Origin of the sequence: Streptosporangium sandarakinum (assembly GCF_050942225.1) — a bacterium.
Lineage (GTDB): Bacteria > Actinomycetota > Actinomycetes > Streptosporangiales > Streptosporangiaceae > Streptosporangium > Streptosporangium nondiastaticum.
This window is the reverse complement of the sequence record NZ_CP192034.1, coordinates 6,750,657-6,763,968: the sequence shown is the minus strand read 5'-3', so window position 1 is coordinate 6,763,968 and position 13,312 is coordinate 6,750,657. Positions and strand designations below refer to the sequence as shown.

10 protein-coding genes are annotated in these 13,312 nt (G+C 72.9%); 5 read left to right on the top strand and 5 right to left on the bottom strand.

Going from position 1 to position 13,312, the window contains the following annotated elements:
* Positions 1-138: 138 nt before the first annotated feature.
* A complete protein-coding gene (locus ACQP10_RS31060) occupies positions 139-1,572 on the bottom strand; it encodes an aldehyde dehydrogenase (protein ID WP_346019286.1) in 1,434 nt (477 codons plus the stop codon).
* A 186-nt stretch (positions 1,573-1,758) separates the two neighbouring features.
* Here ACQP10_RS31060 and ACQP10_RS31055 point away from each other — a divergent pair, with 186 nt between their 5' ends.
* Positions 1,759-2,676: a coiled-coil domain-containing protein gene (locus tag ACQP10_RS31055; RefSeq protein ID WP_433540211.1), complete on the top strand. Its 918-nt coding sequence runs from the start codon at positions 1,759-1,761 to the stop codon at positions 2,674-2,676.
* A 45-nt stretch (positions 2,677-2,721) separates the two neighbouring features.
* Here the strand turns inward: ACQP10_RS31055 and ACQP10_RS31050 are convergent, their stop codons facing one another.
* The 3 genes from ACQP10_RS31050 to ACQP10_RS31040 all read right to left on the bottom strand — a co-directional run bounded on the left by ACQP10_RS31050 (position 2,722) and on the right by ACQP10_RS31040 (position 6,175).
* On the bottom strand, positions 2,722-4,140 hold the full coding sequence (locus ACQP10_RS31050; RefSeq protein ID WP_433540210.1) for a hypothetical protein: 1,419 nt from the start codon (positions 4,138-4,140) through the stop codon (positions 2,722-2,724).
* A 9-nt stretch (positions 4,141-4,149) separates the two neighbouring features.
* A complete protein-coding gene (locus ACQP10_RS31045; protein ID WP_179824740.1) occupies positions 4,150-4,548 on the bottom strand; it encodes a hypothetical protein in 399 nt (132 codons plus the stop codon).
* A gap of 295 nt (positions 4,549-4,843) precedes the next feature.
* Positions 4,844-6,175 carry a GH1 family beta-glucosidase gene (locus ACQP10_RS31040; RefSeq protein ID WP_433540209.1) on the bottom strand — a complete coding sequence of 444 codons (1,332 nt, stop codon included), beginning with the start codon at positions 6,173-6,175 and terminating at the stop codon, positions 4,844-4,846.
* A gap of 71 nt (positions 6,176-6,246) precedes the next feature.
* On the opposite strand from ACQP10_RS31040, the gene ACQP10_RS31035 reads away from it, so the two are divergent.
* Positions 6,247-6,903 carry a TetR/AcrR family transcriptional regulator gene (locus tag ACQP10_RS31035; protein ID WP_433540208.1) on the top strand — a complete coding sequence of 219 codons (657 nt, stop codon included), beginning with the start codon at positions 6,247-6,249 and terminating at the stop codon, positions 6,901-6,903.
* A 104-nt stretch (positions 6,904-7,007) separates the two neighbouring features.
* On the opposite strand, the gene ACQP10_RS31030 is transcribed toward ACQP10_RS31035, so the two are convergent.
* Positions 7,008-7,946 (bottom strand): aldo/keto reductase, encoded by a 939-nt coding sequence (locus ACQP10_RS31030; protein WP_346019291.1) that lies wholly within the window; start codon positions 7,944-7,946, stop codon positions 7,008-7,010.
* Between the two features lie 91 nt (positions 7,947-8,037).
* Here ACQP10_RS31030 and ACQP10_RS31025 point away from each other — a divergent pair, with 91 nt between their 5' ends.
* The 3 genes from ACQP10_RS31025 to ACQP10_RS31015 all read left to right on the top strand — a co-directional run bounded on the left by ACQP10_RS31025 (position 8,038) and on the right by ACQP10_RS31015 (position 12,900).
* Complete coding sequence (locus tag ACQP10_RS31025; RefSeq protein ID WP_312873491.1) at positions 8,038-8,400, top strand: MerR family transcriptional regulator; 363 nt, start codon at positions 8,038-8,040, stop codon at positions 8,398-8,400.
* Between the two features lie 157 nt (positions 8,401-8,557).
* Positions 8,558-10,057, top strand: coding sequence for a peptidoglycan D,D-transpeptidase FtsI family protein (locus ACQP10_RS31020; protein ID WP_399500204.1), 1,500 nt, complete (start codon positions 8,558-8,560; stop codon positions 10,055-10,057).
* Between the two features lie 356 nt (positions 10,058-10,413).
* Positions 10,414-12,900 carry an ATP-binding protein gene (locus tag ACQP10_RS31015; RefSeq protein ID WP_433540207.1) on the top strand — a complete coding sequence of 829 codons (2,487 nt, stop codon included), beginning with the start codon at positions 10,414-10,416 and terminating at the stop codon, positions 12,898-12,900.
* Positions 12,901-13,312 lie beyond the last annotated feature (412 nt).

Sequence of the window (13,312 nt, the reverse complement as noted above, 5' to 3'; positions counted from 1 at the left end):
GGGGCATGCTCCACCGCAGCGGCGGCGGTCCAGCGACGCGGGGGCGCGCTGGGCCGGCCATCCACGCTTCCGGCCGCGCCGTACGGTTTTCCGCAGAGCCGTACGGCACGGCCGGGTCGGCGGCGGCTCAGTGGCGGCTCAGCCCAGGCGGGCGATGGACTTGTACTCCAGGTAGGCCGCGAGGCCCTCCGGGCCCAGCTCCCGGCCGAGGCCGCTGCTCTTGTACCCGCCGAACGGCGAGCTGTTCTCGATCATCAGGAGGTTGACGCCGTAGGAGCCGGTGCGCACCCGGCGGGCGATCTCCACGCCGTGCTCGGGGTCGGCGGTCCACACCGTGCCGTGCAGGCCGTAGTCGCTGTCGTTGGCGATGCGGACGGCGTCGTCCTCGTTCTCGTACGGGATCACCGTCAGGACCGGGCCGAAGATCTCCTCGCGGGCGATGCGCATCTCGTTGGTGGCCCCGGCGAAGACCGTGGGGGCGACGTACCAGCCCCGGTCGCGGGGCCGCTCCAAGCCGCCGAGGACGGGCTTGGCGCCCTCGTCGATGCCGATCCTGATGTAGTTCTCGACCCGCTCCCGCTGCCGTTCGGCGACCAGCGGGCCGATGCCGGTGGCCGGGTCGGCGGGGTCGCCGACCGGCATGGCGCGGACCATCCCGGCGACCGCCTCCACCACCTCGTCGTAGCGGTTGCGCGAGGCCAGGATGCGGGTCTGGGCCACGCACGCCTGGCCGTTGTTCATCAGCGTGGCGATGGACAGGAAGCCCATCGCCGAGGGCAGGTCGCAGTCGTCCAGGATGATCGCGGCCGACTTGCCGCCGAGCTCCAGGGTGCACCGCTTGAGCTGCTCGCCGCAGATCGCGGCGATGCGCCGGCCCGCCGCGGTGGAGCCGGTGAAGGCGACCTTGTCCACGCCGGGGTGGGAGACGAGGTGCTCGCCGGCCTCGCGCCCGGCGGCGACGATGTTGACGACGCCGTCGGGGATGCCGGCCTCCTTGACCATCTCGGCCAGCAGGTAGGAGTCGAGCGGCGTCTCGGGGGCGGGCTTGACCACGACCGTGCAGCCCGCGACGAGCGCGGGGGCGAGCTTGATCATGATGACGAACTGCGGGACGTTCCACGGCACCACGGCGGCGACCACGCCGACCGGCTCCCGGCGCACGGTCACCGGGCCGAAGGTCCCCGGGCGCTCCTCCTCCACGGGGAACGTGCGGCCGAGCTCGGCGTAGTACTGCAGCATGCCGAGCGGCTGCGGGGCCTGCGCCATCCGGGAGAAGGTGATGGGCGAGCCCATCTCCATCGTGATGAGCTCGGCCATCTCCTCCTGCCGGGACGCGTAGATCTCGGCGAGCCTGCCGACGACGGCGGCGCGCTCGGCCATCGTCATGCGCGGCCAGGGGCCGTGGTCGAACGCCTGCCGGGCGGCGGCCACCGCGCGGTCCATGTCGGCGGCGGTCCCGTCGGGAACGCGGCCGACGACCTCCTCGGTGTGCGGCGAGACGACGTCGATGGTCCCGGTGCCGGCGGGGGTCACCCAGTCGCCCCCGATGAACAGCGTGTCGTGCTGGCGCATGTCGTCCTGCCTCCTGTCGCCGAGGGCCCTCCCGGTGGTGAGACGGAATCATGTTCTGCCGTTGATGGCAAGGGGGGCGAGGCGGCGATGCGCCGGTGAGGCGGAGTTCGACCGTTCCGGTGGCGATTTAAAAGATCACCTTCTATAGTTTCGCTCCGTCCGTGCGGCTCTGGAGGTGAGCGAAGCGTGAGACGGAGCCGCCCGGCCGTGCTCGTCGTCCTGCTCGCCGCCCTGCTCCTGACACCCTTCCTGTCCGCCGGGGCCGCCGCCGTCCCCGCCGTAGCCAAGCCCGACCCCGAGGCCGAGCTGCGCAGGCTGACCCGCGAGGCCGACCGGCTCGACAAGGCGTACCGCGGCCAGGTGCAGAGCCTGGAGGACATCCGCGTGCGGGCCGGCAAGGCGACCACGAGCGTCAAGAGCCTGCGCAGGTCACTGGCCGCCGCCCGGGCCGACGTGGTGCGCTTCGCCCAGACCTCCTACATGAGCGTCCCGCTGGACGGCGACAACCTGCTGAGCTTCCAGGGCGACGTCTCGGCCGCCCTGGGCGGCGCCGCCACCATGTCCTATCTCGCCGGCCTGCGCGCCAACCAGCTCAGCCGGTTCCAGGACCTGATCGACAAGGCCGAGAAGGCGGAGAAGACCGCCGACGAGAAGGTCGCCGCGCTGAAGGCCGACATCGCCAAACTGAAGAAGGACCGGGTCCGGATCGAGGGGCTGCTGGCCAAGTACGGCTTCGAGACCCCCTCCGGCAGCGACGGCCTCACCCCCCGCATGGTCACCGTGCGCAACGAGGTCCTCCGGAACTTCCCGATGCCCTACAGCTACGGCTGCCTGCGCTCCGGCGACCCCGGCGATCACGGCAGCGGCCGGGCCTGCGACTTCATGATGAGCGGCGGCGGCCGGATGCCGTCCCCGGCGGACAAGGAACGCGGCGACCGCCTGGCCCAGTGGGTCATCGACAACGGCGCGCGCCTCGGCGTGATGTACCTCATCTGGCAGCAGCGCTACTACGACGTCCGCTCAGGCGGCGGCTGGCGGATGATGTCGGACCGGGGCGGTGTCACCGCCAACCACTACGACCACGTCCACGTCTCGGTGTTCTGACCGCGCCGCCGGGCCGCCCGTCCGGCGGGCGGCCCGGCGACGGCGTCAGACGCTGCCGATGTGGCCGTCGACGGCGCCCTCGTGGTCGTTGGCGCCCCACACGTCGTCGTGCTCCCACAGGTTGCTGCCGCTCTCCTGCTCCTGCTCGCCCGCGCCCGCACCGGCGCCGCCCATGGCGCCCATGGGCGGCATGAACATGCCGCTGCCCGCCGCGCCCTCGGCGGCGTTCAGCGCGGCGGCGCGCACTCCGGCGGTGCCGAACGACCCGGACGAGCCGATCCCACCGGTGCCGGTGCCTGTCCCCGTGCCGGTGTTCGTCGGCGAACCCGTGTACGTGGGAGAGGCGTAGGGGGAGGTGCCGGTGGAGGTGTTCAGGCCGGACAGGTTCGGGTTGTTCGGGTTCGGATTCCCGATGCCGTCGTAGCCCTGCGGGGGCTGGAACGACGACAGGTCGGTGGTCCGCGCGTTGCCGGCGTCGTATCCGGCGGGGTAGGTCAGGTTCCGGGACGGGTCCGTCAGATTCCCGGACGGGTCCGTCAGGCCCTTGGACGGGTCGGTCAGGCCGCCGGTGGGGCCGGTGCCGTTCCCGCCCGCACCCCCGGGCATCCCCGCACCCGGCCCGTTCTGCCCCGGAAGCCCGGTGCCGCCGTCACCGGGGTAGGCGCCCGGAGGCAGGTCTCCGCTCCCGTCGGGGTCCGTGCCGTTGGGACCGGTCCCGTTGGGGCCGGTCCCGTTGGGATCGGTGGCGAAGGGGTCGGTGCCGTACGGTCCCGTCCCGTCCGGGCCGTTCCCGTAGGGCCCCGCGCCGTACGGTCCCGTCCCGCCGGGGCCGTACGGTCCCGCACTCGGGTACCCGCCGGGGTAGTCCACGGTCGGGAAGGGCGGGGTGGGCACGGTCGGCGGCTCGATCCTCGGCAGCTCCTTGCGCAGGGAGTCGGGAAGCAGGGTGTGCCACTTCTGGATCTCCGCGTTGAGCTTCTCCAGGTGCTCCTTGGCGAGCTGGTTCTGCGACCCCCACTGGACGCCGTCTTTTGTGTCGTAGAAGTCCGAGACGTCGTCGTTGAAGGTGAAGGTGTTCTCGCTCCACGAGGGCGCGAACCCGCCCTCGCCGGTCTCCTTGTAGGCGGGGAGGGCGTCGCCGAGCGACTCCAGGGGGCGGCCCATCATGTTGCCCTTGTTGGAGAGTTCGCGCGCCGTCGCGTGGATGTACCGCAGCGCGGTCTGCGCCTCGACCGACGCCTTGTCGTTCCAGCACTCGGCCAGGGTCTTGCTGACGTTCTCGACCGCGCGCTGGCACTCCGCCAGCAGGGAGCAGGCGTCCAGGTAGGCGGTACCGGCGTTTTTGATGGACTCGCCGTCCAGGGTCTCGATGATCTGCTTGACCCTGGCCACCGGCTGGTCGCCCCTGACGGAGAAGTCATAGCAGCTGGTCTTGATCATGTGGGTCTTCTTGGAGATGTCCATCCCGGTCTCCTAGACGCTCTTCGTTCCGCCATTGGCGAGGCCGGCGCCGTCATAGGTGCCGGCCCCGCTCTGGAGCAGCAGGATGGCGGCCTGGAGCTTCTGGATGACCTCCTGGTACACCTGGGTGAACTCCCGGTTGCCGTTCTCCAGGGTCTCACCGAGGGCCTTGCCCGCCGGCCAGTCCTTGGCCAGGGCGCTCAGCGTCATGACGTTCGTCTTGGCCGAAACGGTGCCGAACGAGCCCTTCTCGCTGCCCTGCATGCGCTCCAGGATGTCCTGGAGCTCCGTCACACAGTTCTTGATCTTTGTGGGGTTGTGCTCGGTCTGGTCCTTCTTGACCTCCAGCCCGGGCCACTGGGACTCCAGCCAGCTGTGGTCCTCGGCCAGACGCTTGTCTGGATCCGCCATGATGCACCTCCACACGACCGTCCGGGGCGTACGCGGCGGCGCGGATTCGCCCGGCACCCTTCCCGGTGGCCTTCACGGGACGCCTCCCGCGCCCGCGGCACCGGTGATCAAGGAGCCTACTCGAACGGCCATGGGCCGTACAGAAAACACCCCTCCGGGTAGAGAAAAAGGGATATTTCCCCTGAAGCACCTGGGCGTCCGGGTCCTGGAGCGTCCGGGCGTCCGGATGCCCGGCCTTCGAGTGTCCGCCAGTCGGCCATCCGGGCGCCCGGACGGCCGACCGGCCGGACCGCCGTCAGGGTTCCCGGGAGCCGGCGTCCGCTCCGGTCCGCTCCGCCAGCCGCTCCCGGAGCCAGTGGTAGGACGCCTTCGGGGTGCGCCGCCCGGTGGCGAAGTCGACGTGGACCAGCCCGAAGCGCTGGTGGTAGCCCTCGGCCCACTCGAAGTTGTCCAGCAGGGACCACACGTAGTAGCCGCGCACGTCCACGCCCTCGGCGCGCGCCCGGTCCAGCGCCGCGATGTGGCCGTCGAGGTAGTCGATGCGGGCCCGGTCGTCGACCGTGCCGTCCGGGCCCGGCTCGTCGTGCTGGGAGCAGCCGTTCTCGGTGACGTAGACGGGCGGCAGGGCGTCGCCGTACCGGGCCTTGAGCCCGGTCAGGAGCTCGCGCAGGCCGTCGGGGACGACGGGCCAGCCGAAGGCGGTGGTGGGGTACCCGGTGATCCCCGCGTCGGTGAACGGCAGGCCCTCGTCGGAGGGGGCGGCGATCCGGGTGGGGTTGTAGTAGTTGATCCCGAGGCCGTCGAGCGGAGCGGAGATCAGGTCGAGGTCGCCGTCCCGGACGCAGTCGAGGCGCACGCCGTACGCCGACATATCCGGATATTTCCCGAGAAGTACGGGATCGTTGAACAGGCGGTTGTGCAGCGTGTCGTAGGCGTGCGCGGCGGCCACGTCGGCCGGGTCCGCGGAGGCCGCCCGGACCGGGGTGCAGTTGTTGGTGATCAGCACCCGGCCGGCGCCCCGCTCGCGCAGCGCCGCCGTGGCCAGACCGTGCCCGAGGAGCTGGTGGTGGGCCACCGGCAGCGCGTCGAGGAGCAGGGTCCTGCCGGGAGCGTGGGTCCCCAGGGCGTAGCCGAAGACCATGTGCACGAACGGCTCGTTCAGGGTGATCCACATCGGCACCCGGTCGGCCAGCCGGTCGGCCACGACCGCGGTGTACTCGGCGAACCGGTGGGCGGTGTCGCGGTCCAGCCAGCCGCCGCGGTCCTCCAGTTCCTGGGGCAGGTCCCAGTGGAACAGCGTGACCGCCGGGACGATGTCCCTCGCGCACAGGGCGTCCACCAGCCGGTCGTAGAAGTCCAGGCCGGCCTGGTTGACCGGCCCGGAACCCGTGGGCTGGACGCGGGGCCAGGCGACGGAGAAGCGGTAGGAGTTCACCCCCAGCCCGGCCATCAGCTCGACGTCCTCGGGCCAGCGGTGGTAGTGGTCACAGGCGACCTCGCCGGTGTGCCCGTCCCGGACGCGGCCGGGCTCGCCGGCGAAGGTGTCCCAGACCGAGACGCCCCGGCCGTCCTCGGAGACGGCCCCCTCGATCTGGTAGGAAGCGGTGGCCGTACCCCAAAGGAACATCCTGACCTCCGAGTGGTATGAGTCCGGCTCATGTTAACCGCCGGTCCCCCCGTGTGCGAGATGATGGAGCGATGACGAACGTCGCCGGGGGAACGCTGCGCCGCCGCCCCGCCCAGCGGCGCAGCGCGGAACGCGTCGAGCGGATGCTCGACGAGTGCGCGCGGCTGCTGGACGAGGTGGGGTACGAGGCACTGACCACCAAGGAGGTCGCGCGCCGGGCCGGGGTGCCGATCGGGACCTTCTACCAGTTCTTCTCCGACAAGCAGGCGCTGGTGCGCGCGCTCGCGCTGCGCAACCTGGACGCCTTCCTCGGCCGGATCGTGGCCCGCCTGTCGGCCGCCCCGCTGTCGGACTGGGCGGAGATGACCGATCTGGCGGTCGACGAGTTCGTGGCCATGAAGCGCACCACGCCGGGGTTCGGCATCGTGGACTTCGGCGAGGTGCTGTCCGCGCCCGGCGGCCCGGCGATCAGGGGGACCGAGCGGATGCTCGACGCGGCGCTGGAGAACAACGCCATCGTGGCCGACCGGCTCCGGACCCTCGTCGTCGAGCAGGCGGGCGGCGCCGCCGGGCCGGGCCTCGACCGCGCGCTCGTCGTCGCGGTCGAGGCGGCCGACGCCGTCCTCAAGCTCGCCTTCCGCACCCGGCCCGACGGCGACCCCGACCTGATCGCCGAGTGCAAGCTGCTGATCCGCCGCTACCTCGCGGGTCTCCTGCCCCGCACCTGACCGCCTGCCCCTCCCGGCCCGCCGCGTCCGGCCCCGCGGCCGCCCGCCTCGCACCCGTCCATCGGGCGGCGTCCGGGCGGCGTGCCGTACGGGGTCCGGGCGGTTCAGCGTGCGGCCTCCAGGCGGGCGCGCAGCTCGTCGTCGAGCTTGAGGTCCACCGCGCCGAGCGCCTCGTCGAGCTGGGACAGGGAGCTCACGCCGACGATCGGGATCGTCGGGACGTCCCCGCCGATCAGCCAGGCCAGCACCACCTGGTTGACGGTCACGCCCAGCTCGTCGGCGGCCTCGCGCAGCACGGCGAGTCCCCGGGCGGTGCCCGGGTGGTCGTAGACCTCCGGCAGCGGCCGGTCGGGGCGGGTGTAGGCGCCGGCCATCAGCGTGTTGTAGGCCCACAGGGTCAGGCCCGGCTCCGAGCGGAGGTAGTCCGTCATGTCGTCCTGGACCAGGACGTGCGCGCCCTCCGGCACCCGCGTCCCAGGACGGGGCCGCAGGTAGGTGTGACGGAGCTGCACGTGGGTGTAGGCCGGCCGGCCGTGCGCCGCCGACACGGCGCGGGCGCGCTCCAGCCGCCAGGCCGGCAGGTTGCTCGCGCCGATCTCCCGCACCTTGCCCGCCTCGACCAGCTCGGCGAACGCGCCCAGCGTCTCCTCCAGCGGCACGGACCGGTCCTCCACGTGCGCCCAGTAGACGTCGACGTGGTCGGTGCCGAGCCGGCGCAGGCTGCCCTCGACGGCCGGGCGGATCGCGGCCGCGGACAGGCCCTCGATCGAGTCGAGGGTACGGTCGCCCGGAACGGTGGGGCGCGCGCCGCACTTGGTGCTCAGCGTGATCCGGTCGCGGTTGCCCCGCGCGGCCAGCCAGCGGCCGATGGCCAGCTCGCTCTCGTCGCCGGTCGCGCCCTCGACCCAGAACGGGTAGTTGTTCGCGGTGTCCAGGATCGTGCCGCCGGCCTCGGCGAACCGGTCGAGGATCGCGAAGGTCGCCCGGTCGTCCAGGGCGGTGCCGAAGGGAATGGTGCCCAGGGCGAAGGGAATCCGTGTCATGGGCCCAACCTTGCGACCTGGAGCGTGCTCCAGGTCAAATCCGGCTCCCGGCCTTGACCTGGAGCACGCTCCAGGTGGGATGCTGCCGGACGTGAGCGTGTACACCCCGGGCCAGGTGGTCGAGGAGACCGGGTTCAGCCTCGACACCCTGCGCTACTACGAGCGGATCGGGCTGCTGTCGTCGATCCGCCGCAACGCGGCCGGCCAGCGCAGGTTCTCCGAGGAGGACATCGGCTGGCTCGGCATGGTGCGCTGCCTGCGCGACACCGGCATGCCGATCGCGGAGATGGTCCGTTTCGCGGAGCTGGCCAGGGCCGGTGACCACACGGTCCGCGACCGCATCGCGCTGCTGGAGGCCCACGACGAGCGGGTGGAGGCGCAGATCGCCACCCTCCAGGAACGGCAGCGGGCCATCCGCGCCAAGATCGCTTACTACCGGTCCGTGGTGGACTGAGCCCGTCCCGCCGTCTCCCGCCCCCGACGGGGAGCCGGTGAGGAGCCGCGGAGCGGGTCCCGGCGGCGGTCCGCAAGCCGTACGGCCGCTTTGCCCCTGTGCGGCGGCCCCTTTCCGATCTGCCTGTTAGACCGGAAAGGGGATCGGGGGGAGGGCCATGAGGGCCGTGGCGACGCAGCGCGCGCGGCGGATGAACGCTCCGCTCGGGCGCGTCGCCGTGGCGTGCGAGGTGATGCTGCTCGCCCTGCTCGTCAACACCACCTACATCCAGGCGTTCCGGGCCGACCGGCTCGCCGGGGACCCCCGCAACCGGCGCGGCATGATCGAGCGTTTCGACGGTCCCCGGGGCGACATCGTGCTCCGCGACGAGACGGTGATCGCCACCAGCCGCAGGAGCGGCGACCGCACCTACCGGTACCGGCGCGTCTACCCCCGGGGCCCCCTCTACGCGCCGGTGACCGGCTACCTCTCGCTCTACGGCTCCTCCGGCATCGAGGCGGCCGAGGACCCCGCCCTGTCCGGCAGCGACCCCGAGGTCAGGGTGCGCTCGCTGATGGACGGCATCCGCAGCGGGGCCACCCTCAAGCTCACCCTCGACGACCGCGCGCAGCGGGCGGCCTACCGGGCGCTGCGCGCCACCGGACGGCCCGGGGCGGTCGTCGCGATCAACCCGAACACCGGCGCGATCCTGGCCATGGCCTCCTACCCCTCCTACGACCCGAACCTGTACGCGACCTTCGACGCCGCCGTGCTCGACGCCGCCGACCGGAGGCTGCAGAGGGCCCCCGGCCGGCCGCTGCTGAACCGGGCGATCCAGCGGACCTACCCGCCCGGCTCGGCTTTCAAGGTCGTCACGACCGCCGCCGCGCTCAGCTCCGAGCGGTACGGCCCGGCCACCGCCGTCAGCGCGCCCGCCGCGTTCCGCCTGCCCGGCACCCGCGTGCGCGTGCGCAACTCCGGCGGCGCGGCCTGCGGCGACGGCCACCCCTCGCTGGCCTACGCCTTCAAGGTCTCCTGCAACACCCCGTTCGCGAAGATCGGCCTGGATCTCGGCCAGAACGCGCTGCGCGAGCAGGCCGAGGCGTTCGGGTTCGGCGCCGCCGACCTCGCCGTGCCCATGCCGGTGGCCATGAGCGTCTACCCGGAGCGGATGAACCGGGCGCAGACCGCCATGTCGGCGCTGGGGCAGTTCGACACCCGGGCGACCCCCCTGATGATCGCGATGTTCTCGGCCGCGATCGCCGGCGACGGCGAGCTGATGCGTCCCTACCTGGTGGAGGAGGTGCGCCTCGCCGACGGCACGGTGATCGGCAACGCCCAGCCGTCGAGGTATCGACGGGTCCTCGGCGCCGACGAGGCCGACCGGCTGACCGCGATGATGATCGCCGTCACCCGGCCCGGTGGTACGGGCACGGCGGCGGCGATCCCGGGGATCGACGTCGCCGCCAAGACCGGCACCGCAGAGAACGCCGCCTCCCGCGAGGACCACGCGATCTTCACCGGGTTCGCCCCGGCCGACGCCCCCAGGGTCGCGGTGGGGGTCGTCGTGGAGCACGGCGGATTCGGCGGCGAGGTGGCGGCCCCGATCGCCAGGGCCGTCATGCGCGCGGTCCTTCCGCCCCCCGGCCGGGGGGAACGGAACGGGCCGGGGGAGTAGACCGCCCGGTGCGCGGGCCCGCGCCCGCGCGTCGGGCGCGGCCGGCGGCCGTCGTGTGAGCCCGCCGTGGGAGCGCGGGCGATGACCGTTATGCGGGCGCGCCGCCGGGATAAGAGCGATGACCGTTATACGGGTCAGCCCCAGGGTGTCCCCCTCATCGGCCGTGCCCCCCGGCGACCGCACGGGCCTCACGTGGGGACGGCGCGGGGATACGGCCAGGTGATCCGGAGATCCGAAATGGTGTTAAGCCTGGGCACGGCACGGTAATTGGTGTCACACTTTCTGTGACGGCCGCCCCGCGACGCACCACCGGATGCCACCGACCGCCGAGACCAGGACACCGCGACCAAGAGCCGATGACACAGGACACCGCGCACTCCTCCCTCACCGCGGGCAACCTGCCCCTCGAACCCAACACCTTCATCGGCCGCGAGGCCGACGTGGAGGAGCTTACCCATCTGCTCGGCGTCGCCCGGGTGGTGACGCTGTGCGGGGCGGGCGGCATCGGCAAGAGCAGGCTGGCGGTCCGGGTGGCCACCCAGGTGGCCGACGGCTTCCCGGGGGGCGTGTGGCTGGTGGAGCTGGCCGAGGCGGTGCCCGGCGACCAGATCGTGCCCCGGGTGGCCGCCGCGCTCGGCGTCGGCGCCGAACCGTCGCGCCCGCTGGCCGAGACGCTGATCGACGCCCTCGCCGACCGGCGGCTGCTGCTCATCGTCGACAACTGCGAGTCCCTCATCGAGGAGTGCGCCCGGTTCTGCCGCATGGTGCTCACCGTCTGCCCCGAGGTGCGGGTGCTCACCACCAGCCGTGAGCCGCTGCGGGTGGCGGGGGAGACGGTGTGGCGGGTGCCGCCGCTCTCGCTGCCCGGGGCGGACGCCCAGAACCCGGCGGGCAGCGAGGCCGTACGGCTGTTCGTCGACCGGGCCGGCGCCGCCTCGCGTGGCTTCGCCGTGACCGACCAGAACACCGCGGAGATCGCCAGCCTGTGCGAGGCGCTCGACGGGATGCCGCTCGCCATCGAGCTGGCCGCCGCCCTGTGCCGGGCGCTGACCGTGGAGCAGATCCACGCCCGCATCCGCGACCGCTTCCGGCTGCTGTCGGCCGGCGACCGCACCGCCCCCGCCAGGCACCAGACGCTCCGGGCCACCGTCGACTGGAGCTACCAGCAGCTCAAGGAGCCCGAGCGGATCCTGCTGCGGCGGCTCGCGGTCTTCACCGGCGGCTGGACGCTCGACATGGCCGAGCAGGTCTGTTCGGGCAACGGGCTGTGCGCCGAGGACATTCTCAGCGTGCTGTGCGGCCTGGTCGACAAGTCCCTGGTGCTGGCCGACGCGGCGGCCGCGGGCGAGACGCGTTACCGGATGCTGGAGACGATCCGCCAGTACGCCGCCGAGCAGCTCGACGCCTCCGGCGAGGAGGGCCCGCTGCGGCAGCGGCACCGCGACCACATGGTCGGCATCGCCGACCGGGTCCACCGGCTGATCGTCCGCCACCCCCGCCCCACGTGGGAGGAGATCTGCCCGCAGCTGGTCCTGCTGGACGAGCTGCAGTCCAACATCTGGGCGGCGGTGCGCTGGTCGGCCGACACCGGTGACCCCGAGAGCGCGCTGCGCCTGCTGGTGCTGCTGCGCTGGCCGACCATCGCCGGCGGCCGGTTCACCCCCGCCGACGAATGGCTGGACCGCCTGCTGGAGACCGAGCCCGCGCTGCTGTCCCCGCGGGTGCGCGGCGACGCCCTCGCGCTGCGCGGCCAGGTGGCCTTCGGCCAGGGCGACCCCGACACCGCACAGGTCGCCTGCACCGCCGCCGCCGAGCTGTGCCGGACGACGGGCCTGCACGGGCCGCTGAGCGGGGCGCTCGCCATCCTGGCCTGGGTGGCCATCTACCAGCGGCGGCCGGAGGCGGCCAGGGCCTGTCTCGACGAGGCGCTGGAGGCCGTGCGCAAGGTGGACGACCCCTGGCACGAGATGGTGATCCGCTCCATGGAGGGGACCCTCGCCCTGTCGGAGGGCCGCGCCAAGGAGTCGCAGCGGTCGTTCGAGGCGGCGCTGGCCATCGCCCACGAGCTCGACAACCACTGGGCCGAGCCGGTCGCGCTCATCGGCCTGGCGCAGGTCGCCTGGCTGCGCAGCGACCTGGCCGAGGCCCGTGCCTACTACGAGCAGGCCCTCGACCTGCTGCAGGACATCACCTCGCACTGGCAGACGATCACCTGCCTGTCCGGGCTGGGCCGGATAGCCCTCGCCCAGGGCGACCTGGCGACCGCCCGCGTCCGGCTGGTGGAGAGCCTGCGGCTGTGCCTGGGCACCGGCCAGCGGCTCGGCGTCGCCCGGCGGATCGAGACGCTCGCGCAGCTCGCGCTGGCCGAGGAGGACGACCGCCGGGCCGTACGGCTGGCGGGCGCCTCCGCCGCGATCCGCGGCTCGATGTGCGGCGCCTCCCTGCCGTCGGGGTTCGGCGCCCGGATGGAGGAGCTGCTCCAGCCCGCCCGCACCCGCCTCGGCGACGCCCTCGTCGCCCAGCTCTGGGCGCACGGCCAGGAGATGACGCAGGAGCAGGCGATCCGCTACGCCCTCCAGGACGACGAGCCGGACGGCGAGCAGGCCGGCGGGCCGCCGGCGGCCGCCCGCGGCCCGGTGGCCGCCCCGCTGACCACCCTCACCGGCCGCGAGTGGGAGATCGCCGAGCTGGTGGCCCGCGGCCTGAGCAACAAGGCCATCGCCGACGAACTGGTGATCAGCCCGGCGACCGCGGCCCGGCACGTGGCCAACATCCTGGCGAAGCTGGGGTTCTCCTCACGCACCCAGGTCGCCACCTGGGTCATCGAGCACAACCGCGCCTGAGGGACCCGCCCGCGGCGCTCCGGCGGCCGGGGAGCGCGTCTACACACCCCGGCGGACGCCGGTGGCCGTACGGCTACACCTCGGGATACGCAGTTCGGCGCATGCGCGGCCCCGGATGCCCGCCGTACGGTTCCCTCGTGTCCGGCCGGTGAGGCCGGCCTTCCGCATCGTCCCGTCGGGGCGAGGGGCACGAGCGCGGCGGGCCCACACCATCCCCGGCGTCACGGCCGGGCACACCGGAGGCGTCGCGTGTCCCGCCCGTCGGCCGAGGTCTCCTCGGAGGGGTGGGGACTTCGGGGCCACGGGGCACGCGACAGCGGGTCCGAGCCGCGCAGGGCTCGGGCCCGCCCCCCTCGGAAAGGGTGATCTCGAATACACACTCATCTACATACATCGAACGATGCCCCGACCG

Coding starts and splice junctions, on each gene's coding strand:
- ACQP10_RS31060 (WP_346019286.1), bottom strand. CDS start 1,572: ATGCGCCAGCACGACACGCTGTTCATCGGGGGCGACTGGGTGACCCCC.
- ACQP10_RS31050 (WP_433540210.1), bottom strand. CDS start 4,140: ATGGACATCTCCAAGAAGACCCACATGATCAAGACCAGCTGCTATGAC.
- ACQP10_RS31045 (WP_179824740.1), bottom strand. CDS start 4,548: ATGGCGGATCCAGACAAGCGTCTGGCCGAGGACCACAGCTGGCTGGAG.
- ACQP10_RS31040 (WP_433540209.1), bottom strand. CDS start 6,175: ATGTTCCTTTGGGGTACGGCCACCGCTTCCTACCAGATCGAGGGGGCC.
- ACQP10_RS31035 (WP_433540208.1), top strand. CDS start 6,247: ATGACGAACGTCGCCGGGGGAACGCTGCGCCGCCGCCCCGCCCAGCGG.
- ACQP10_RS31030 (WP_346019291.1), bottom strand. CDS start 7,946: ATGACACGGATTCCCTTCGCCCTGGGCACCATTCCCTTCGGCACCGCC.
- ACQP10_RS31020 (WP_399500204.1), top strand. CDS start 8,558: ATGAGGGCCGTGGCGACGCAGCGCGCGCGGCGGATGAACGCTCCGCTC.
- ACQP10_RS31015 (WP_433540207.1), top strand. CDS start 10,414: ATGACACAGGACACCGCGCACTCCTCCCTCACCGCGGGCAACCTGCCC.